The 21,084-nt window shown below is 71.1% G+C and carries 18 protein-coding genes; 3 read left to right on the top strand and 15 right to left on the bottom strand.

Features of this window, described 5'->3' with window-relative positions; all coding sequences use genetic code 11:
• The first annotated feature begins 62 nt into the window (after positions 1–62).
• Positions 63–881 (top strand): thioredoxin domain-containing protein, encoded by an 819-nt coding sequence (locus tag ACWD5Q_RS03390; protein WP_451425304.1) that lies wholly within the window; start codon positions 63–65, stop codon positions 879–881.
• A 93-nt stretch (positions 882–974) separates the two neighbouring features.
• Positions 975–2,645 (top strand): alkaline phosphatase D family protein, encoded by a 1,671-nt coding sequence (locus tag ACWD5Q_RS03385; protein ID WP_451425303.1) that lies wholly within the window; start codon positions 975–977, stop codon positions 2,643–2,645.
• 7 nt (positions 2,646–2,652) lie between these two features.
• On the opposite strand, the gene ACWD5Q_RS03380 is transcribed toward ACWD5Q_RS03385, so the two are convergent.
• The 6 genes from ACWD5Q_RS03380 to ACWD5Q_RS03355 all read right to left on the bottom strand — a co-directional run bounded on the left by ACWD5Q_RS03380 (position 2,653) and on the right by ACWD5Q_RS03355 (position 8,284).
• Entirely contained in the window at positions 2,653–3,222 is a 570-nt protein-coding gene (locus ACWD5Q_RS03380; RefSeq protein ID WP_451425302.1) for a dienelactone hydrolase family protein, read from the bottom strand.
• A gap of 121 nt (positions 3,223–3,343) precedes the next feature.
• The gene (locus tag ACWD5Q_RS03375) at positions 3,344–4,084 is read right to left on the bottom strand and encodes an SDR family NAD(P)-dependent oxidoreductase (protein ID WP_451425301.1); all 741 of its coding nucleotides are present in this window, start codon (positions 4,082–4,084) and stop codon (positions 3,344–3,346) included.
• Between the two features lie 170 nt (positions 4,085–4,254).
• A complete protein-coding gene (locus tag ACWD5Q_RS03370) occupies positions 4,255–4,722 on the bottom strand; it encodes a GNAT family N-acetyltransferase (protein ID WP_451425300.1) in 468 nt (155 codons plus the stop codon).
• Positions 4,719–5,663: an RluA family pseudouridine synthase gene (locus ACWD5Q_RS03365; protein ID WP_451425299.1), complete on the bottom strand. Its 945-nt coding sequence runs from the start codon at positions 5,661–5,663 to the stop codon at positions 4,719–4,721. The genes ACWD5Q_RS03370 and ACWD5Q_RS03365 overlap by 4 nt, the downstream gene beginning before the upstream one ends.
• A gap of 53 nt (positions 5,664–5,716) precedes the next feature.
• Entirely contained in the window at positions 5,717–6,373 is a 657-nt protein-coding gene (gene lspA, locus ACWD5Q_RS03360) for a signal peptidase II (protein WP_451425298.1), read from the bottom strand.
• Between the two features lie 81 nt (positions 6,374–6,454).
• On the bottom strand, positions 6,455–8,284 hold the full coding sequence (locus tag ACWD5Q_RS03355; RefSeq protein ID WP_451425297.1) for a TraR/DksA family transcriptional regulator: 1,830 nt from the start codon (positions 8,282–8,284) through the stop codon (positions 6,455–6,457).
• A 677-nt stretch (positions 8,285–8,961) separates the two neighbouring features.
• Between ACWD5Q_RS03355 and ileS the strand changes: the two genes are divergently transcribed.
• The gene (gene ileS / locus ACWD5Q_RS03350) at positions 8,962–12,102 is read left to right on the top strand and encodes an isoleucine--tRNA ligase (protein WP_451425296.1); all 3,141 of its coding nucleotides are present in this window, start codon (positions 8,962–8,964) and stop codon (positions 12,100–12,102) included.
• Positions 12,103–12,306: 204 nt separating this feature from the next.
• On the opposite strand, the gene ACWD5Q_RS03345 is transcribed toward ileS, so the two are convergent.
• The 9 genes from ACWD5Q_RS03345 to ftsW all read right to left on the bottom strand — a co-directional run bounded on the left by ACWD5Q_RS03345 (position 12,307) and on the right by ftsW (position 20,979).
• Positions 12,307–13,563 carry a DivIVA domain-containing protein gene (locus tag ACWD5Q_RS03345; protein ID WP_451425295.1) on the bottom strand — a complete coding sequence of 419 codons (1,257 nt, stop codon included), beginning with the start codon at positions 13,561–13,563 and terminating at the stop codon, positions 12,307–12,309.
• Positions 13,564–13,615: 52 nt separating this feature from the next.
• Positions 13,616–13,906, bottom strand: coding sequence for a YggT family protein (locus ACWD5Q_RS03340; RefSeq protein WP_234515022.1), 291 nt, complete (start codon positions 13,904–13,906; stop codon positions 13,616–13,618).
• 49 nt (positions 13,907–13,955) lie between these two features.
• Positions 13,956–14,597, bottom strand: coding sequence for a cell division protein SepF (locus ACWD5Q_RS03335; RefSeq protein WP_451425294.1), 642 nt, complete (start codon positions 14,595–14,597; stop codon positions 13,956–13,958).
• 129 nt (positions 14,598–14,726) lie between these two features.
• A complete protein-coding gene (locus ACWD5Q_RS03330; RefSeq protein ID WP_451425293.1) occupies positions 14,727–15,446 on the bottom strand; it encodes a YggS family pyridoxal phosphate-dependent enzyme in 720 nt (239 codons plus the stop codon).
• Between the two features lie 6 nt (positions 15,447–15,452).
• Entirely contained in the window at positions 15,453–16,181 is a 729-nt protein-coding gene (gene pgeF / locus ACWD5Q_RS03325) for a peptidoglycan editing factor PgeF (protein ID WP_451425292.1), read from the bottom strand.
• On the bottom strand, positions 16,178–17,371 hold the full coding sequence (ftsZ, locus tag ACWD5Q_RS03320; protein WP_451425291.1) for a cell division protein FtsZ: 1,194 nt from the start codon (positions 17,369–17,371) through the stop codon (positions 16,178–16,180). Before ftsZ ends, pgeF begins: the two co-directional genes overlap by 4 nt.
• A 278-nt stretch (positions 17,372–17,649) precedes the next feature.
• Positions 17,650–18,435 carry a cell division protein FtsQ/DivIB gene (locus ACWD5Q_RS03315; RefSeq protein ID WP_451425290.1) on the bottom strand — a complete coding sequence of 262 codons (786 nt, stop codon included), beginning with the start codon at positions 18,433–18,435 and terminating at the stop codon, positions 17,650–17,652.
• 81 nt (positions 18,436–18,516) lie between these two features.
• Positions 18,517–19,614, bottom strand: coding sequence for an undecaprenyldiphospho-muramoylpentapeptide beta-N-acetylglucosaminyltransferase (gene murG, locus ACWD5Q_RS03310; RefSeq protein WP_451425289.1), 1,098 nt, complete (start codon positions 19,612–19,614; stop codon positions 18,517–18,519).
• A 6-nt stretch (positions 19,615–19,620) separates the two neighbouring features.
• Complete coding sequence (ftsW, locus tag ACWD5Q_RS03305) at positions 19,621–20,979, bottom strand: putative lipid II flippase FtsW (protein ID WP_451425288.1); 1,359 nt, start codon at positions 20,977–20,979, stop codon at positions 19,621–19,623.
• Positions 20,980–21,084 lie beyond the last annotated feature (105 nt).

The raw sequence follows: 21,084 nt of genomic DNA, 5'->3' as shown, positions 1-21,084 counted from the left end.
AGCACGGAAAACCCCCAAGCATCCCGCGCACACAGGTGCGCGCGTCCCCATGGAGATCACTCATGAGCAAGCGGAACAGCCAGGCGGCGAAGTCGGCGGCCCGGGACCGGCTGCGCCAGGAGCGCGAGCGCCAGGTCAAGCGTGACAAGGCCAGGCGCCAGATCATCGTGGCCGCCTCGGTCGTGGCCGTGCTGGCCGCGGCCGGCGGCATAGGCTACGCCGTCGTCCAGTCCAACAAGCCCAGCCACTGGGAGGGCCTGAAGGACGCCAAGGTCGTCGCCCCGGCCAACACCACCGGGACGAACGGCACCACCGTCGTCATCGGCAAGGCCAGCGCCAAGAAGACCCTGAAGGTCTACGAGGACCCGCGCTGCCCCATATGCGCCCAGTTCGAGCAGACCGCCGGGTCGACCGTGAAGAAGGACATCGACGACGGGAAGTTCAAGTTCCAGTACGTCGGCGCCACGTTCATCGACGACCATGACAACGGACAGGGTTCCAAGAACGCGCTGAGCGCCCTGGGCGCCGCGCTGAACGTCAGCCCCGAGGCGTTCCTCGAGTACAAGACCGCGCTGTACTCCGTGAAGTGGCACCCCGACGAGACGACCGACAAGTTCAAGGACGACTCCTACCTCCTCAAGGTCGCGGACACCGTTCCCGCGCTGAAGAACAACACGGCGTTCCGGAACGCGGTCGAGAAGGGCACCTACGACGCCTGGGCGATGGCCATGTCGAAGACCTTCGACGACAACAAGGACGGTGTGACCGGCACCCCGACCTTCGTCATGGACGGCAAGAAGCTCACCGTCGACAGCCAGGGCAACCCGCCCATGACGGTGGCCGACTTCAACAGGGTGGTGGACGCGGCTCTCAAGGGCTGACGCCGACGGGGAATCCAGCCGTCACATGAAGAGCGGGCGAACTTTCGAGTTCGCCCGCTCTCGTGCGCCTACCGGTCAGTAACCTGTTGGGCCGTGACCAGTCGACACAGATCATCCGAGGCGTCCCAAGGCCTCAACTCGCTCTCGCCCCGCCGCCGTACGGTCGTCAAGGCCGCGGCGGCGACCGCCGTCCTGGCAGGCCCGCTGGCCGCCGCCCTGCCGGCCCGCGCCGCCACGGACGCCCCCGCCTTCCTGCACGGCGTCGCCTCCGGCGACCCGCTGCCCGACGGCGTCCTGCTGTGGACCCGGGTGACCCCGGTCCCGGAGGCGACGCCCGGCTCGGGGCTCGGCCCCGACACCGAGGTCGGCTGGGTCGTCGCCCGGGACAAGGCGTTCACCAGCATCGTGGCCAAGGGGTCCACCACCGCGACAGCCGCCTCCGACCACACCGTCAAGGCCGACATCCGCGGCCTGCGACCGGCCACCGACTACTGGTTCCGTTTCTCCGCCGGCGGCACCGACTCCCCGGTGGCCCGCACCCGCACCGCACCGGCGGTGGACGCGAACGTCTCCGGCCTGCGCTTCGGCGTGGTCTCCTGCGCCAACTGGGAGGCGGGCCACTTCTCCGCCTACCGCCACCTCGCCGCCCGCAACGACCTCGACGCGTGGCTGCACCTCGGCGACTACATCTACGAGTACAAGTCCGGCGAGTACGGGACGCGGGGCACGGTCGTCCGCCCGCACGCGCCCGCCCACGAGATCATCACGCTGGCCGACTACCGTATCCGGCACGCCACGTACAAGACCGACCCCGACCTGCAGGCCCTGCACCTGAAGGCGCCGGTCATCGCGATCTGGGACGACCACGAGTTCGCCGACAACGCCTGGTCGGGCGGCGCGGTCAACCACACCGAGGGCGCGGAAGGCACCTGGTCGGCCCGTCAGGCCGCCGCGCGGCAGGCCTACTTCGAGTGGATGCCGGTCCGCCCGGCCATCGCAGGCACCACCTACCGGCGGCTGCGCTTCGGCAAGCTCGCCGAGCTGTCCCTGCTGGACCTGCGCTCCTTCCGCTCCCAGCAGGTGTCCGGCACCAGCGGCTCGGTCGACGACCCGAACCGTACGCTCACCGGGCGGGCGCAGCTCGACTGGCTGAAGGCGGGGCTGAAGGCCTCCGACACCACGTGGCGACTGGTCGGCAACTCCGTGATGATCGCGCCGTTCGTCGTCGGCTCCCTCTCCGCCGACCTGCTCAAGCCGCTCGCCAAGCTGCTCGGGCTGCCGCGGGACGGCATAGCCGTCAACACCGACCAGTGGGACGGCTACACCGACGACCGCCGCGAGCTGCTGGACCACCTGCGCTCCCACGCGATCGGCAACACCGTCTTCCTGACCGGTGACATCCACATGGCATGGGCGAACGACGTGCCGGTGGACGCGGGCACCTACCCGCTGTCGGCGTCGGCGGCCACCGAGTTCGTGGTCACCTCCGTCACCTCGGACAACCTCGACGACATCGTGAAGGTCCCCGAGGGCACCGTCTCCGCGATCGCCTCGCCGGTCATCCGCGCCGCCAACCGGCACGTGCAGTGGGTCGACACCGACCGGCACGGCTACGGCGTCCTGGACATCACCGCCGACCGGGCGCAGATGGACTACCACGTCCTGTCCGACCGCACCGACGCCGACGCGAGCTCGTCGTGGGAGCGTTCGTACCGCACCCGCACCGGCACGCAGAAGGTCGAGCGCACCTACGACCCGGTGTAGCCGCGCCCTACAGACTGTCGAGGAAGCCGAGCGCCACCCGCCAGGTGGCCTCGGCGGCCTCGGCGTCGTAGTCCGGCAGCCCGGGGTCGGTGTAGAGGTGGCCGGCGCCCGCGTAGCGGTAGATCTCGACGTCCGCGCCCGCTCTGCCCATCTGCAGATACCACGCGCTCAGCCAGTCGTCCGTCTCGAACGGGTCCGGCTCGGCGACGTGCAACTGGACCGGCAGCTCGTCCACCGAGGCACTCGCCGCGATGTCCGACGTGCCGTGCAGCAGCAGAAGTCCGCGCGCGTTCTCGTCGCCGAGCGCCAGGGTCTGCGCGATGGACGCGCCGAGCGAGAACCCGGCGTACACCAGGCCCCGCTCCGAGTACGGGGCGGCGGCCAGCACGGCCCGCTTGAGCAGTTCCTCCTTGCCGATCTCGTCCTTGAAGGCCATGCCCTCCTCGACCGTCTCGAAGGTGCGGCCCTCGAACAGGTCGGGGGTCCACACCTCGTGCCCGGCGGACCGGAGCCGGTCGGCGGCGGCCCTGACCGCGGGCCGCGGTCCGTACGTCGAGTGGAAGAGGATGATGTTCATGAGCCCATGGTGCCAGCAGGCACGGACAACGCTGTGAACAGCGGGTTCGCAGGGCGGTCCGGGACACGGCCGCACGGCCTGCGCGTCCTCGCGGACCCGCCGGGGCCGCGTCCCGGGCCCGTCAGCGCCCCCGCTCGGCGCCGCCGTTGACCTGGATCACCTGCGCGGTGATGTGCCCGGCGCCGGGGGACGCCAGCCAGTGCAGGGTCTGGGCGATGTCGCCGGGCGTGCCGGCGCGCCCGGTCGACGTCTCCGCGATGCGCTCGTCGCGCCGCGCCGCGTCCAGCGGCTCGGCGAAGAACCCGGTGTCCTCGATGTAGCCGGGCGCGACCACGTTCACCGTGATGCCGCGCGGCCCGAGCTGCCGGGCCAGATCGAAGGCGTACGGGTGCAGCGCGGCCTTGGACGCGGCATACTCCGCGCTGCCGGAGCCCCGGTAGGCGGCGATGGAGCTGAGGAACAGCACACGCCCGCCGGGCGAGGCGAGCCGGTCCCGCAGCGCCTCCGTGAGCAGGGCCGCGGTCAGCACGTTCAGCCGGAAGTTGACGGTCCAGGAGTGCGCGACGGCTTCGAGCCGGTCCTCGGTGTCGACCCTGGGCTCCAGCCGTCCGTTGCCGCCCGCGTTGTTGACGAGGACGTCCACGGTGCCCAGTTCGGCGGCCACGAACTCGGCGACCCCGCGCACGGCGTCGGGATCGCTCAGATCGGCCGCGTGGACGAGCGCCCCGGGCACCTCCGCCCTCTCCAGCACCTCCGCCCGCCGGCCGATGAGCAACACCCGGTCACCGTCCGCGGCGAACGCCCGTGCCGCCGCGAGCCCGATTCCCGTACCGCCACCGCTGATCACCACATTGCGTGCCATGATCCGATCGTACAAAGCCGGGGAGCGGACGGGTGGTTGTCTTCCGCCGGACTCCCGGGCGGGTCACCGCGGCCGGCGCCGGGCGGTGCGGCGGTGTCAGCCTGTTCAGCGTTCACACGGCGGACCTCCGGCCTGCCAGGTCGCTCCGGCCGGCGCCCCGGCGCCAGAGGTCACACGGGGCGCCGCATCGCCCGGTGGGGTATCCCGGCGTCGGGGAACTCCGGGCCGTACGCCGTGTAGCCGAGCCGTTCGTAGAAGCCCAGGGCCTGGGTCTGCGCGTGCAGGTCCACCGCGGTCAGCCCCCGCGCGCGTGCCGCGTCCTCGATCGCCCGCACCAGCGCCGCGCCGACGCCCAGACCGCGTGCCTCCCGGGTGACGGCGAGCCGTCCCAGGGAGCCCACCAACGGGTCGCCGCCGTTCTTCGCCGCGGCCTGCTCGCCGTACAGCAGCCGGCCCGTGCCGAGCGGCACCCCGTCCTGCCGTATCGCGAGCACGTGCACGGCGTCCGCGTCGTACGCGTCGTACTCGATGTCCTCGGGGACGCCCTGCTCGCGGACGAAGACCTCCTTGCGGACCGCGAAGCACGCCTCGCGGTCGGCGGGGTCCTCGGCGAGCCGCACCACGAACACGGCGGTCATGCCCAGCTCTCCTCACGGACCTTGTCCAGCGCCTTCTGCAGGTCGGCGGGGTAGGCGCTCTGGAACTCCACCCACTGTCCGTCCGCCGGGTGCTCGAAGCCGAGGCGCACCGCGTGCAGCCACTGCCGGGTCAGGCCGAGCCGCTGGGCGATCGTGGGATCCGCGCCGTAGGTCAGGTCGCCGACGCAGGGGTGACGGTGTGCGGCCATGTGGACCCGGATCTGGTGGGTGCGCCCGGTCTCCAGCTTGACGTCGAGCAGGGAGGCCGAGCGGAACGCCTCGATCAGGTCGTAGTGCGTGACGGAGGGCTTGCCGTCGGCCGTGACCGCCCACTTGTAGTCGTGGTTCGGGTGGCGGCCGATGGGCGCGTCGATGGTGCCGCTGGTCGGGTCGGGGTGGCCCTGGACGAGCGTGTGGTAGCGCTTGTCGACCGTGCGCTCCTTGAACTGGCGCTTCAGCGACGTGTACGCGCGCTCCGACTTGGCCACCACCATCAGGCCGGAAGTGCCGACGTCGAGGCGGTGCACGATGCCCTGGCGCTCGGCGGCGCCGGAGGTCGAGATGCGGTAGCCGGCGGCGGCGAGGCCGCCGATCACGGTCGGGCCCGACCAGCCGGGCGACGGGTGCGCGGCCACGCCGATCGGCTTGACGATGACGACCACGTCCTCGTCGTCGTGCACGATCTCCATGCCCTCGACCGGCTCGGCGACCACCTGCACCGGCGCGGGCGCCTGCGGCATCTCCACCTCGAGCCAGGCACCGCCGTGCACCCGTTCCGACTTGCCGACCACGGTGCCGTCGACCTGAACCTTGCCCGCCGCGGCCAGCTCCGCGGCCTTCGTACGGGAGAAGCCGAACATGCGGGAGATGGCGGCGTCGACGCGCTCGCCCTCCAGGCCGTCGGGCACGGGCAGGGTACGGATCTCGGGAAGGGTGCTCACCCCGTCGAGTATGCCGGACGGGTCCGACAACGCCGTACGAGAGTCCCGGGCGGTCAGTCCTTGTGGACCGTTCCGTCCGGGTCCAGGCCGCGGAAGGACAGCAGCACGATCAGGATGCCGCCGCAGACGATCGCCGAGTCGGCCAGATTGAAGACGGCGAAGCCCTTGGGCGCGATGAAGTCGACCACCGCGCCCTTGAAGAGGCCCGGCGAGCGGAAGATCCGGTCGGTGAGGTTGCCGAGGGCGCCGCCGAGCAGCAGGCCGAGCGCGATCGCCCAGGGCAGGCTGTAGAGCTTGCGGGCGAGACGGGCGATCACCACGATCACGGCGGCGGCGATCACGGTGAAGATCACGGTGTAGGCCTGGCCGAAGCCGAAGGCGGCGCCCGCGTTACGGATCGCCTCCAGCCGCAGCCAGTCCCCGATGATCTGGATCGGCGTGTGGTGCTCCAGCTTCGCGACCACGATCAGTTTGCTGACCAGGTCGAGGGCGTAGGCGATGGCGGCGACCGCGAACAGGACCGCCATCCGGCGCCTGCCCCTGGGGGCCTGGTCGGCGTCGGCCCCCTGCGCCGTGGCTCCTTCGGGCGCGCCCGCGGGGTCCGGGACGGGTCGCTCACCGGACAGGGCCCGTGCGCCGGACCGCTCGGGCCCGGCCCCCGCCGCGTCTGGGTTGTCCGGCGTACCGATGATGCGCTCCGCCTCTGCCACGTGAGTCCCTCGACCTAGGTTCCTGACTGAGGACGAGACTACGGCACGACCCCGCCGGAGCTGTCGTCCAGGAGGGCGCGATCAGCGGCGTTCCTGCTTCTGCTTGCACTCCACGCACAGCGTGGCGCGGGGAAACGCCTGCATACGGGCCTTGCCGATGGGGTCGCCGCAGTTCTCGCACAGGCCGTAGGTGCCGGACTCGAGGCGGTCCAGCGCGCGTTCGGTCTGTTCGAGCATCTCGCGCGCGTTGGCGGCGAGCGCCATCTCGTGCTCGCGCGTGATGTTCTTGGCACCGGTGTCGGCCTGGTCGTCGCCGGCGCCGTCCCCGGAGTCGCGCATCAGGCCGACCAGCGCCTGCTCCGACGCCTCGATCTCGCCGCTCAGGCGCGCCGCGTCGGTCTCGAGCTCCGCGCGTGCCTGGGCGACCTCCTCGGGGGTCCACGGGGCCTCGCCGGGACGCACCGCCAGTTCGCCGGGTTCGACCGCGGCGATCCGCGCCTTGGGGACCGCCGTGGGGGTCGTCGCCGCCGTGGCCGTGCCAGGAGTCTTCTTCGCAACCACCGTCGTGGCTCCCGTCTGCTCCGCGGCCTTGCCAGCGCGCGCCTTCTTGGCCGTGCTCTTCCTGGCCGCACTCGGTGTGGAGGTGCCCTTCGCGGCGCCGCCCTGCACAGCGGCGCTCTTACCGGCGGCGGCCCCGGCCGGGGCCGTCTTCCCGGTGACGGCCGCCTTGGCCGCCGCCCTCCCGGTGGCGGCCGTCCTGACCGCCGCCCTCGTGGTGGCGGCGCCCGTCGCCGCCCTCTCGGCGACGGTCTTGCCCGCCGCCTTCCTGGTGACCGTGCCGGACGCCGCCGCCTTCTTACGGGCCGCGGCCTTCCGCGCCGCCGGTCGCTCGGGACCGCCCTTCTCCCCCGCCGCCCGGGTGGGGGGAGCCGCCTTCTCGGCCGCCGCCTCCTTCCCGGTGACGGAGGACTTCCCGGCGGTCGTCCCCTTCGGAGGGGCGGTCTTCCCGGCGGTCGTCCGCGCGGTGACCGCGCGCCCGGCCGCCGCCTTCGAGGAAGGCGCTTTCCCGGTCCCGGCCTTCTCGGTCCCGGACACGAGCTTCCCGGCGCGCGCCTCCGAGGCGCCGGTCCCCTTGGCGACCGCCTTCCCGGCCGCCTTCCCGACCGCCGTCTTCGCAGCCGTCTCCGTGGTGGCCGTCCCGGTGACGGCCGTCTTCCCGGCCGCGGTCTTCCGGGCCACGGCCTTTCGGTCCGCCGCCTTGTCGGGCACCGCCTCCCCGGCCGCCGCCCTCTTGCCGACCCCGGTCGTGACGGCCGCCTTCTTGACCGCCGCCTTCTTGACCGCCGTCTCCTTGACCGCCGCTCTCCTCGTGGCCGCCCCCTTTCCGGCCGCCTCCTCGACCCCCGCGTCCCTGACGGCCGTCTCCTCGGCCGCCCCCGCGGACGCCTTCTCCGGGGCGACCCCCTCGACGACCGTCCCGTCGGCGGCCGTCCCCCCGGCGGTCTTCCTCCGGGCGGTCGTCCCGCGGGCGGCCGTCGTGGCGCCCCGCTGGGCGGTGCCCTGCTTCGTCGTGCCCGTTCTCATGCCTGCGGTCTTCCCGGCGGCGGCCCCGTGGACGAGGGCCGTGGCCGTGGCCGGTGTCCCGGCGGCCCCCGCCGCCGAAGCCCTCTCCGCGATGCCCGCCGCCTCAGTGCGAGCCGTTGCCCCGGCGGCCGTCCGCCCGGCCGTCGGCCTTTTCCCGGCCGTCGCCCTCCCGGTGATCACCGGGGTCGCGGCCGCCTTCCCGCGCCCGGCCCCGGCGGCAGCCGCACGCAGCGCCTTCACCGGTCTGGCCGTCCGCCTCGCCGAGGCGCTGTGGGTGTTCTCCGTGCCGTTCACATCCCTGGCCGCCACCCCGCCGGAGGCAGTCACAGCTGTGGGTGTGCCGGATACCGGATGCTGTACGGCGGTCTTTTTCGCCACCATGGCCGCGGCCCCTTCACACAGTGTGATTTCGCGCGCGAATCGTGCTGGGACGATAAATCGACTTCTGGCCCGCGGCAACGGGGCACGCCAGCGATTCGCCCTCCACGCGCGTGCCACGTGACGAGCCTGCATCCGTTGTGCCCAGCTCTCCGCCCGGTAATCCGCCGGGACCGGCACCCCGGGATCCGGATACCCGCGCCTCGCCATTCAGGTCATCCACCGCCCCGGCGGCCCCCGGCCCGGAAGGAGGAAAACCGGTCGGCCGCCGTGCGTGCGGCGCCGTACACTGGGCGGAGCGAAAAGCGTGGATGGGGACGAGTAGCGGCGTACGCAGCCCAGAGCGACCCGGGGACGGTGGGAGCCCGGGGGTGAGCGCGACGTGAAGATCACCCCGGAGCCGCCGGAAGAAAGCCTTGGCCAGTGGGTTTCGCCCACGGACCGCCAAGGCCGGTAGAACCGGCATCGCGAGCCCAATGAGGGGGCTCACCGGAGCGCAGGACGCGCCGGAGGGCCAAGGAGGGTGGTACCGCGGGAGCGCGCCGCACACGGCGTACGGAGAATTCACCGAATTCCCGGCTCTCGTCCCTCCGACGGAAGGCAGCACGTCCGCCGGAGGAAGATCCATGACGCAGTACCGCCAGGTGCCCGCCCAGGTCGACCTGCCCGCACTCGAGCACGCCGTGCTCGACTTCTGGCGCGAGCAGAAGATCTTTGCCAAGAGCCTGGAGCAGTCCGAGGGCCGCCCCGAATGGGTGTTCTACGAGGGCCCGCCCACGGCGAACGGCATGCCGGGTGCCCACCACATCGAGGCCCGTGTCTTCAAGGACGTCTTCCCGCGCTTCCGCACCATGCGCGGGTACCACGTGGGCCGCAAGGCCGGCTGGGACTGCCACGGCCTCCCGGTGGAGCTGGCGGTCGAGAAGGAACTCGGTTTCAACGGCAAGCAGGACATCGAGGCGTACGGCATCGCCGCGTTCAACGCCAAGTGCCGCGAGTCGGTGTCCCGCCACACCGACGCCTTCGCCGAGCTGACGACCCGCATGGGCTACTGGGTCGATCTGGACGACGCCTACTGGACGATGGACCCCGAGTACGTGGAGTCGGTCTGGTGGTCCCTGAAGGAGATCTTCGACAAGGGGCTGCTGGTCCAGAACCACCGCGTCGCCCCCTGGTGCCCCCGCTGCGGTACCGGGCTGTCGGACCACGAGCTGGCGCAGGGCTACGAGACGGTCGTCGACCCGTCGGTCTATGTCCGTTTCCCGCTCACCTCCGGTCCGCTCGCCGGGCAGGCCGCGCTCCTGGTGTGGACGACGACCCCGTGGACGCTGGTCTCCAACACCGCGGTCGCCGTGCACCCCGAGGTCACCTACGTCGTCGCGACGAAGGGTACGGACGGCGCGGAGAAGCTCGTCGTCGCCGAACCGCTCGTCGGCAAGGCGCTCGGCGAGGGCTGGGAGACCACGGGCGAGACCTTCACCGGCGCCGAGATGGAGCGCTGGACGTATCAACGTCCGTTCGAGCTGGTGGAGTTCCCCGCGCCCGCCCACTACGTGGTCAACGCCGAGTACGTGACCACCGAGGACGGCACGGGTCTGGTCCACCAGGCCCCCGCCTTCGGCGAGGACGACCTCAAGGTCTGCCGCGCCTACGGCCTGCCGGTGGTCAACCCCGTCCGTCCCGACGGCACCTTCGAGGAGGACGTCCCGCTGGTCGGCGGCGTCTTCTTCAAGAAGGCGGACGAAAAGCTCACCGCGGACCTCCAGCAGCGCGGTCTGCTCTTCAAGCACATCCCGTACGAGCACAGCTACCCGCACTGCTGGCGCTGCCACACCGCGCTCCTCTACTACGCGCAGCCCTCCTGGTACATCCGCACGACGGCGATCAAGGACCGCCTCATCCAGGAGAACGAGAGGACCAACTGGTTCCCGGAGACGGTCAAGCACGGCCGCTTCGGCGACTGGCTGAACAACAACGTCGACTGGGCGCTGTCCCGCAACCGCTACTGGGGCACCCCGCTGCCGATCTGGCGCTGCGAGGACGACCACCTCACCTGCGTCGGCTCCCGGGCGGAGCTGACCGAGCTGACCGGCACCGACCAGTCCGGCCTCGACCCGCACCGTCCGTTCATCGACGAGGTCACCTTCGGCTGCCCCCAGTGCGGCAGCACCGCCACGCGCGTGCCGGAGGTCATCGACGCCTGGTACGACTCGGGCTCGATGCCGTTCGCGCAGTGGGGCTACCCGTACAAGAACAAGGAGCTGTTCGAGAGCCGCTACCCGGCGCAGTTCATCTCCGAGGCGATCGACCAGACCCGCGGCTGGTTCTACACGCTGATGGCGGTCGGCACGCTGGTCTTCGACAAGTCCTCGTACGAGAACGTGGTGTGCCTCGGCCACATCCTCGCCGAGGACGGCCGCAAGATGTCCAAGCACCTGGGCAACATCCTGCAGCCGATCCCGCTCATGGACCAGCACGGCGCCGACGCGGTCCGCTGGTTCATGGCCGCCGGCGGCTCCCCCTGGGCGGCCCGCCGCGTGGGCCACGGCACGATCCAGGAGGTCGTCCGCAAGACGCTGCTGACGTACTGGAACACGGTCGCCTTCCAGGCGCTGTACGCCCGTACGGCGGGCTGGGCGCCCGGCGAGGCCGACCCGGCCCCGGCCGACCGCCCGGTCCTGGACCGCTGGCTGCTGTCCGAACTGCACGCGCTCACCGACCAGGTGACCGAGGCCCTGGAGGGGTACGACACCCAGCGCGCCGGCAAGCTGCTGTCGGCGTTCGTCGACGACCTGTCGAACTGGTACGTCCGCCGCTCCCGCCGCCGCTTCTGGCAGGGCGACAAGGCAGCGCTGCGCACCCTGCACGAGGTCCTCGAGACGGTCACGAAGCTGATGGCCCCGATCACTCCGTTCATCACCGAGCGGGTCTGGCAGGACCTGATCGTGCCGGTGACCCCGGGCGCCCCGGAGTCGGTGCATCTGGCCACCTGGCCCGAGACGAACCTGTCCGCGATCGACCCGGAGCTGTCGCAGCAGATGGTGCTGGTGCGCCGGCTCGTCGAGCTGGGCCGGGCCACGCGCGCGGAGTCGGGTGTCAAGACGCGTCAGCCGCTGTCCCGCGCGCTGGTCGCGGCGGCCGGCTTCGAGACGCTGGACCGGGAGCTGCACTCGCAGATCACCGAGGAGCTGAACGTCGAGGGCCTCGCCTCACTGAGCGAGGTCGGCGGCAGCCTGGTCGACACGACGGCGAAGGCGAACTTCCGCGCGCTCGGCAAGCGCTTCGGCAAGCGCGTCCAGGACGTGGCCAAGGCGATCGCCGACGCCGACGCCGCGGCGCTGTCCCTGGCGCTGCGCGAGGGCACGGCCGCGGTGGAGGTCGACGGTGAGACGGTCACCCTCGCTCCCGACGAGGTGATCATCACGGAGACCCCGCGCGAGGGCTGGTCGGTGGCGTCCGACTCCGGCGCGACGGTCGCGCTCGACCTGGAGATCACCGAGAAGCTGCGCCAGGCCGGCCTCGCCCGGGACGCGATCCGGCTGATCCAGGAGGCCCGCAAGAACAGCGGCCTGGACGTCGCCGATCGCATCGCGCTCCGCTGGACCTCGACGGACCCGGCGGTCATCGCGGCCCTGGCCGAGCACTCGGAACTGATCGCGGACGAGGTTCTCGCCACGGACTTCGTCCAGGGCGAGGCGGACGACACCTACGGCGAGCCGTTCACCGACGACTCCCTGAGCCTCAGTTTCCGCCTGCGCAAGGCGTAGCGGCCGGCACGAAGGCCCGGGCCCGCCGGAATTCTCCGGCGGGCCCGGGCCTTCGGCGTTGCGTACGCACGCACAGCCGCTCCCCCAGCCGAACACACGGGGCAATGACCCCGAACGCGCGCAGCACAAGGGCGGGGCCCCGGATCACTCGATCCGGGGCCCCGCCCTGAAAGGCTGCCGACACCTACGGCTGACTCCTGAACGTCAGTTGTCGTCCTCGTCGATGAGGAACCCGCGCATCGGCGAGGGAGCCTGGCCCATCGGCGACGGGCCCTGGGGACGCACCGGCGCCATCGGCTGGGTCATCGCCGGGGACATCTGCTGCTGACCGCCGTAGGACGGAGCGGAGGGAGCCGGCGCACCGCCCATCGTCTGGTTGCCGCCGTACGACGGGGCGCTCGCGCCCGCCGGAGCCATCGACGGCGCCGACGGCGACGGCAGGGACGCCGCGGCCGGGGTGCGCGGCGGGGCCAGCGAGTCGTCGGCCTGGGTCTCCAGCTGGCGCAGCTGCGACTCCAGGTAGGACTTCAGACGGGTGCGGTACTCGCGCTCGAAGCCGCGCAGATCCTCGACCTTGCGCTCCAGCGTGGCGCGGGCGGACTCCAGGGAGCCCATCGCGACGCGGTGCTTCTCCTGGGCGTCCCGCTCCAGGGCGTCGGCCTTGGCGCGGGCGTCGCGCTCCAGACCCTCGGCACGGCTGCGGGCCTCGCCGACGATCTTGTTGGCCTCGGAGCGGGCCTCGGCGATCGCCTGGTCCGCGGTCTGCTGGGCCAGCGAGAGGACACGTGCGGCGCTGTCGCCGCCAGGACCCTGACCGGGCATGCCCGGACCGCCCATGGGGCCGCCCATCGGACCGCCCATGGGGCCACCCATCTGCTGCTGCATCGGGGGCTGGCCCCCCATCTGCCCCTGACCCATCGGCCCCTGGCCCATCGGCCCCTGGCCCATCGGGCCTTGACCCATCGGCCCCTGGCCCATCGGGCCTTGACCCATCGGCCCCTGGCCCATCGGACCCTGGCCCATCGGACCGGGCCCCTGGGGACCTCCCTGACCGCCGCCGGGGCCGGCAGGCAGCTGCGGGGCACCGCTCGGCAGCTGGGGCGGGCCACCCATGGGGCCACCCATCTGCTGCTGCGGCGGACCCGATATCCCGGCGGGTACGGGAGCACCCGGACCGCGCATCCCCTGCGGAGGCATCCCCTGCGGAGGCATCCCTTGCTGAGGCATCCCCTGCTGCTGGTCCTGCGGCTCCGGAGGCTTCCGCATGTTCTGCTGGTTCTGCGCGGCGGCACGCGTCGCGGCGGCCAGCTTGGCGCGCAGATCCTCGTTCTCCCGGAGCAGACGGGTCAGTTCGGCTTCGACCTCGTCGAGGAAGGCATCGACCTCGTCCTCGTCATAGCCTTCTCGGAGGCGGACGGTCGTGAACTGCTTGTTCCGCACGTCCTCGGGGGTCAACGGCATCTCTTCACCTCAACGTAGTCATCGGCAGTCGGCAAGACCGTATCGTCCACATTCACCTCGCGAGATTGCCCACGATGGAGATCAGGATGTAGACGATGATCATCAGTACGAAGAAGGACAGGTCGAGCGCCACGCCCCCGAGACGCAGCGGCGGGATGAACCGCCGCAGAAGCTTCAACGGTGGATCGGTGACAGTGTAGGTGGCCTCCAGAACGACCACCATCGCCTTGCCGGGTTGCCACGAGCGGGCGAACTGGAACACGTAGTCCATGACCAACCGGAAAATCAGCACAACGAGGAAGCACATCAGCGCGATGTAGACAACCTCCAGGAACACGCCCATGATCCGTGCTTCCCTCTCCCCTGTTCCGTGCTCTTTCCGGTGGTGCGTCTCAGCTCTGGTTGAAGAACCCGCCCTCTGCGATGCGGGCCTTGTCCTCCGCCGTGACATCGACGTTAGCAGGAGACAGCAGGAACACCTTCTGCGTCACCCGCTCGATGCTGCCGTGAAGACCAAACACCAAACCGGCAGCAAAGTCGACAAGTCGCTTCGCATCTGTGTCATCCATCTCAGTCAGATTCATGATCACCGGCGTACCCTCACGGAAGTGTTCCCCGATAGTACGGGCCTCGTTGTAAGTCCGCGGGTGAAGCGTGGTGATCCGGTACGGCTCTCGTTCGGACACGACCTTGGGCATGATCACCGGTGCGCTCTTCTCCAGGCTCTGGCGTTCTTGTGTGATGGATGCCACGGGAGCGATACGGGCGGGTCGCCCGGATTCCACGGGCAGAGAAGGGGAATGGGACACCGGATCGCGCTGCGCCGGCGGCTGAACCACTCGTACCGATTCATCCCGTTGGGGCTGAATCGTCTGGTGGGACGAGTGGGACGGCTCGTGCCGTCTGCGGTCCCGCTCCGGTTCCGGGTCGAGCTCGGGCTCGAAGTCGTCGTCGGGGTCGAATCCCCGGCCGTCGTACCCATCGTCCTCCACGAGGCCGAGGTAGACCGCCATCTTGCGCATCGCGCCGGCCATGCTCTGAGTCCTCCGCTCTGTGGTGGATCGGCTGACGACCGCCAAGTGCCCGCGATCCACGAGGTCATGTCGCCCGCGTATCAGCGGTAATGACCATATTTTCTGCTGTGGTCCGACTTCTTGGCGACGTTACCCGAGCCCGGGTCGGACTCCGAGTACCGCAGTGCCGACGCGCACATGTGTCGCCCCGGCGGCCACGGCCTGTTCGAGGTCCGCACTCATTCCTGCCGAGACCATGGTTGCAGCCGGATGCGCTCGGCGCAGGTCGGTCGACAAATCCATCAACCGCTCGAACGCCGCCTGTTGACGCCCCGCATACTCCCCGGTGAGCGGCGCGACGGTCATCAGTCCGTCCAGCCGCAGCCCCGGGGCGCCCGCGACGAGGTCGCCCAACTCTTCGATTCCCCCGGGCGCCACGCCTCCCCGCTCCCCTCGCCCGCCCTCGCCCGCGTCCAGCGCGACCTGGATGAGGCAGCCGACCTCGCGCCCGACGCGCACGGCCTCCTTCGACAGCGCCGTGACGAGCCGCGAACGATCGACGGACTGCACAACACCTGCATAACCGACCACGGATCGCACCTTATTGGTCTGCAACTGACCGACAAAATGCCAGGTGAGCGGCAGATCCGAACATGCCGCCGCCTTGGGCGCCGCGTCCTGGTCACGGTTCTCGGCCACGTCACGCACACCGAGTTCCGAGAGAATCCGCACATCTTCGGCGGGATAGGTCTTGGTGACCACGATCAGGGTCACCTCCTCCCGCTCGCGCCCGGCGGCCCGACAGGCGGCCGCGATGCGCTCCTCGACCTTCGCGAGGTTTGCGGAGATTTGCTGCTTACGGTCCGTCATGCCCCATCAGTCCAGCCAGACATAGCCCGCGAGCCGGCCCGTGGTCCGGTCGCGGCGGTACGAGAAGTGGTCGCCCGACTCGCGCGTGCACACCGGCGACTGCGCCCGGTCGCGCACCCCGAGCCGTTCGAGCTGCGCGTGCACGCCGGCGGTCACATCGACCGCGGGAGTACCCCAGCTCGTCTCGGCGTGCGCCGCCGGCTCGACGGCGGACACCTCGGCGCGCATCGTGGCCGGCACCTCGTAGCACCGGCCGCAGACCGCGGGTCCCGTGCGGGCGACGATCCGGGACGGCTCGGCGCCCAGGTCCATCATCGCGCGGACGGCGGCGGGGACCACCCCCGCCACCATGCCGGGCCGGCCCGCGTGGGCGGCGGCCACGATCCCGGCGACGGGGTCGGCGAGCAGGACGGGCGTGCAGTCGGCGGTGAGCACGGCGAGCGCGAGACCGCGCCGGGCGGTGACGACCGCGTCGACCTCGGGCACCGGCGTTGCGCCCCACGGCTCGTCGACCACGGCGACGTCCCGGCCGTGCACCTGGTTCATCCAGACCACCCGGGCGGGATCGAGCCCCAGGGACTTCGCGGCCAGTTCCCGGTTGCCGCGGACGGCCTCGGGATCGTCGCCGACCGCGCCGCCGAGATTGAGCTCCTCGTACGGAGCGGCGCTCACCCCGCCCCACCGGTCGGTGAAGGCGAAATGCGCGCCGCTCTCGGTGTCGCGCTGTCCTATCACTTGAGGAAGTCCGGTACGTCCAGCTCCTCGGCCGCGCTGTCCGAGTAGGTCCGGGACGGCGGGATCGGCGGCGGGGTGATGGGCAGCTCGCTCACCGGCTCCGGGGCGGGCTCCGGCATCTCCTTCGGCGTGACGCTGCCGAGCGAGCCGAAGGACGGACGGCTCTCGACGGGACGCGCCGGCGCCGGCTCCTCGCGCCGTACCGAGGACGAGCCGAGCACGTTCTCCCGCTTGGCCGGCGGCTGGCCGCCGTCGAAGCCGGCGGCGATCACGGTGACCCGCACCTCGTCGCCGAGGGCGTCGTCGATCACGGCGCCGAAGATGATGTTGGCCTCGGGGTGCGCGGCCTCGCTCACCAGCTGGGCGGCCTCGTTGATCTCGAAGAGGCCCAGGTCGGAGCCGCCGGAGATGGACAGGAGGACGCCGCGCGCACCATCGATGGACGCCTCCAGCAGCGGCGAGGAGATCGCCATCTCGGCCGCGGCCACCGCGCGGTCGTCGCCGCGGGCGGAGCCGATGCCCATGAGGGCCGAACCGGCCTCCGACATCACGGACTTGACGTCGGCGAAGTCCAGGTTGATCAGGCCGGGGGTGGTGATCAGGTCGGTGATGCCCTGGACACCGGAGAGCAGGACCTGGTCCGCGGACTTGAAGGCGTCGAGGACGGAGACCTGGCGGTCCGAGATGGACAGCAGCCGGTCGTTCGGGATGACGATGAGGGTGTCCACCTCTTCGCGCAGCTCGGCGATGCCGTCCTCGGCCTGGTTGGCGCGGCGGCGTCCCTCGAAGGTGAACGGGCGCGTGACCACACCGATGGTGAGGGCGCCGAGGGAGCGCGCGATGTTGGCCACGACGGGCGCGCCGCCGGTGCCGGTGCCGCCGCCTTCACCAGCCGTCACGAAGACCATGTCGGCCCCCTTGAGGACCTCCTCGATCTCCTCGCGGTGATCCTCGGCGGCCTTGCGGCCGACGGCCGGGTTGGCGCCGGCGCCGAGTCCGCGGGTGAGTTCGCGGCCGACGTCGAGCTTGACGTCGGCGTCGCTCATCAACAGCGCCTGCGCGTCGGTGTTGATGGCGATGAACTCGACGCCCTTGAGACCGACCTCGATCATCCGGTTGATGGCATTGACACCACCGCCGCCGACACCGATGACCTTGATGACTGCGAGGTAGTTCTGCGGTGCTGCCACGTCGAAGGCCTCTCGCCTCGAATTACGTCGCCGTCGCCCCGCGGGTCCCCGCGGTCCGACGGCAGATGCCGAATGGGACGGTCCGAACGCCGACCCGAACCCTCACCCTGAAGTTTAGGGTTACCAGTGCGTCTGTTCCTTGGACTCTTCCGAACAGGACACTAAGTCGACAAGTGGCGCGCGTTCAACGAACACGCCGAACCTCCCGTTTTTCTTTTCACCCTATGTGATCAGCCGTAGCAGTGACCAACCAGGGTGCTGGCCTGCGCGGACGTGCGTCAACTCCCGGATGACGCAGGGGCGGTGGGGACACTGACGTCGAAGTGCCTGGCCCGGGGCGCGGCTTTCATCAGCGCCGTCAGCGTCGCCGCCTTCGCGCGGCCCTTCTCGCCGCTGCCCCACAGCACGGTCCGGCCGTCGCCCAACTCCAGCGAGATGGAGTCGTAGGTACGGACCTTGACGGTGCGGGTGTCCCGGGCGACGGCGGCCGGGACGGCCTGCGCCACGCGGACCGCCTCGCGCACCAGCCGGTCGGTGCCGAAGCGCTGAGGGCCGGTGGACGGGAGCGGCGCGAGGTCCAGGGCGGGGACCCCCTTCGGGGCCTGCGTCACCGTGGCGAACCGCACGCCCTCCCGGTCCACTTCGACGTACTTCGCACCGTCCCGGACGAGGAGGACCGGAGTGCGTTCGGTCACTTTCAGTGCGATTCCATGGGGCCAGGAACGGCCGGCGTCCACCGTGTCGATCCGGGGCAGCCTCCGGCGCAGACGCGCCTCGATCGCATCGGTGTCGAGAGAGATCAGCGGCGTGCCGGGCCGCACGCCGGCCGCCTCACGCACCTGCGCCGGGGTCAGCACCCGCGTCCCGGAGACGGAGACCCGCTGCACGCGCAGCCACGGGGAGCCGTACAGCAGCCAGATGGAGGCGCCGCCCGTCAACACCAGCAGAATCAATAGGACGATGAGCATACGAAGACGGCGCAGCCGCCCGAGACGGGGCGGCAAGGGCGGGCCGGACTCACGCTGCTGCCGCTTGCCGCGCTCGGCGGTCGTCGGTCCGGCCACGCGCCCTCTCTTTCCTGGCTCGATACGCCCCCGGGGCGCTCAGGCGCCCCTTCGGCTCACTCGCCCCGCACGTACCCGTGGTCAGCGGGCGGCCCGTGCCGAGGCGATCGCCTCGTACACCATGCCGACGAGCAGCTCGTCGGCGTCCCGGCGGCCGAACTCGCTGGCGGCACGGGACATCTGATACAGCCGGTGCGGATCGGCGAGCACGGGCAGCACGTTCTGCTGGACCCACTCGGGCGTCAGCTCCGCGTCGTCGACCAGCAGTCCGCCGCCGGCCTTGACCACCGGCTGGGCGTTCAGCCGCTGCTCGCCGTTGCCGATCGGCAGCGGGACGTAGGCGGCCGGGAGCCCGACGGCGGACAGCTCGGCGACGGTCATCGCGCCCGCGCGGCAGAGCATCATGTCGGCCGCGGCGTACGCGAGGTCCATCCGGTCCACGTACGGTACCGGGATGTAGGGCGGCATCCCCGGCATATGGTGCACCTGCGGCAGTTCGTTCTTCGGACCGACCGCGTGCAGGATCTGGATACCGGACTGCTGGAGGTACGGGGCGACCTGCTGAACCACCTCGTTGAGACGGCGGGCGCCCTGCGAACCGCCGGAGACCAGCAGCGTCGGCAGGTTCGGGTCGAGTCCGAACGCGGCGCGGGCCTCCGGACGCACGGCGGCACGGTCCAGGGTGGCGATGGAGCGGCGCAGCGGGATACCGATGTAACGGGCGCCGCGCAGCTTGCTGTCCGGCGTGGAGACGGCGACCTGGGCCGCGTACCGCGAGCCGATCTTGTTGGCCAGGCCGGGCCGCGCGTTGGCCTCGTGGATCACGATCGGCACGCCGAGGCGCTTGGCGGCCAGGTAGCCGGGCAGCGCCACATAGCCGCCGAAGCCGACGACGGCATCCGCCTTGGTGCGCTCGAGGATCTGCTCGGCCGCCTTGATCGTGCCGCGCAGCCGCCCGGGAACGGTGATCAGCTCGGGGGTCGGCTTGCGCGGCAGGGGGACCGCGGGGATCAGCGCGAGTTCATAGCCCCGCTCGGGTACGAGCCGGGTCTCCAGGCCGCGCTCCGTGCCCAGGGCCGTGATCCCCACGGTCGGGTCCTGCCTGCGCAGGGCGTCCGCGAGGGCGAGCGCGGGCTCGATGTGGCCGGCGGTCCCCCCACCAGCGAGTACGACATGCACCGAAATTCACCGCTCTCCGGACGAGCGCGCCTTCGAGGCACGCCGTCGCATCGTGTTCCATCTCCGAGGCCCCCGGTCGGACCGGGAGCCTCCCGCCCGCTTTCTACCAAAGCGAGGTTGCCGCAGCGCAAGCGCCGCCCGCGCACCGGGTTCGTCGCGCGCGAAGGCGATCAGCAGCCCGATGGCGAACATGGTCGGCAGCAGGGCGGATCCTCCGTAGGAGAACAGTGGGAGCGGGACGCCGGCGATCGGCAGCAGACCGAGCACCGCACCGATGTTGATCACCGCCTGTGCGGTGATCCAGGTCGTCACACCTCCCGCGGCATACCTGACGAAGGGGTCCTCCGTGCGTCCGGCCACGCGGATACCCGCATAGCCTAGAGCCGCGAAGAGGGCGAGCACCGACAGTGTCCCCGCGAGGCCCAGTTCCTCTCCGGTGACGGCGAAGATGAAGTCGGTGTGCGCTTCGGGGAGTTGACCCCATTTTTCCACACTGGCGCCCAGACCTGAGCCGAAGATTCCGCCTGACGCGAGCGCATAGATGCCGTGCACGCCCTGCCAGCAGATGTCGTTCGGTCCGGGGTCGGTGGCGCCGATGCAGGCGAGCCGGTTCAAGCGGTGCGGGCTGGTCTGGATGGCGATGGCGGCGAGCACCACGGCGACGGTCAGCACCCCGGCGAACAGCCGGGTGGGCGCTCCGGCCAGCCACAGCAGCCCGAACAGAATCGCGGTCAGGATGATCGTCGTACCCATGTCCCCGCCCAGCATGATCAGCCCGAGCAGCGTGAAGGTCACCGGGACCAGCGGCACCAGCATGTGCTTCCACTGCGCGAGCAGCCGCTTGTCCTGCTTGCGCGCGAGCAGGTCGGCCCCCCACAGCACCAGGGCGAGCTTGCCGAACTCACTGGGCTGGATCTGGAAGGAGCCGCCGAGCGAGATCCAGTTCTGGTTGCCGTTGACCGCCACTCCTATTCCCGGCACCTGCACCAGGACCAGCAGAAAGACGGCTCCCGCCAGGATCGGATAGGCCAGCGCGCGGTGCAGCGTCACGGGCATCCGCGACGCGAGGAGCAGCAGCAGGGCGCCGAGGGAGGCCGCGAGGAACTGCTTGCGGAAGAAGTACGACCCGGGCAGCGACATCTGCAACGCGGTGATCTGCGAGGCCGAGTAGACCATCACCAGGCCCAGCACGGTGATCAGCAGGCTGCCGCCGAGGATCAGGTAGTAGGCGGTGAGCGGCCGGTCCCAGGCGCGCCGCGCCCGCCTGACGAGGCGGGTGAGCGGGCTCTCGCGCGGGGCGCGGGCGGCGGAGGGCCGCTTGGGGGCGCGCTGGGCGGGCGGACGGCTGGTACGGCTGCTTGGCATCGATGGTCACTTCCCTGCCGTGGGAGCGCGTCCCGCAGTGCCACCGGCGGAAAGCCGCGGGCGACGCCCCGGCCACATCCGAGTCACGCGTCCCTCCAAGGGTCC

It is taken from the genome of Streptomyces sp. NPDC002513, from assembly GCF_053595355.1.
This window is presented reverse-complemented; position numbering and strand designations above follow the sequence as displayed.

Coding starts and splice junctions, on each gene's coding strand:
- ACWD5Q_RS03390 (WP_451425304.1), top strand. CDS start 63: ATGAGCAAGCGGAACAGCCAGGCGGCGAAGTCGGCGGCCCGGGACCGG.
- ACWD5Q_RS03380 (WP_451425302.1), bottom strand. CDS start 3,222: ATGAACATCATCCTCTTCCACTCGACGTACGGACCGCGGCCCGCGGTC.
- ACWD5Q_RS03375 (WP_451425301.1), bottom strand. CDS start 4,084: ATGGCACGCAATGTGGTGATCAGCGGTGGCGGTACGGGAATCGGGCTC.
- ACWD5Q_RS03370 (WP_451425300.1), bottom strand. CDS start 4,722: ATGACCGCCGTGTTCGTGGTGCGGCTCGCCGAGGACCCCGCCGACCGC.
- ileS (WP_451425296.1), top strand. CDS start 8,962: ATGACGCAGTACCGCCAGGTGCCCGCCCAGGTCGACCTGCCCGCACTC.
- ACWD5Q_RS03345 (WP_451425295.1), bottom strand. CDS start 13,563: ATGCCGTTGACCCCCGAGGACGTGCGGAACAAGCAGTTCACGACCGTC.
- ACWD5Q_RS03340 (WP_234515022.1), bottom strand. CDS start 13,906: ATGGGCGTGTTCCTGGAGGTTGTCTACATCGCGCTGATGTGCTTCCTC.
- ACWD5Q_RS03335 (WP_451425294.1), bottom strand. CDS start 14,597: ATGGCCGGCGCGATGCGCAAGATGGCGGTCTACCTCGGCCTCGTGGAG.
- ACWD5Q_RS03330 (WP_451425293.1), bottom strand. CDS start 15,446: ATGACGGACCGTAAGCAGCAAATCTCCGCAAACCTCGCGAAGGTCGAG.
- ftsW (WP_451425288.1), bottom strand. CDS start 20,979: ATGCCAAGCAGCCGTACCAGCCGTCCGCCCGCCCAGCGCGCCCCCAAG.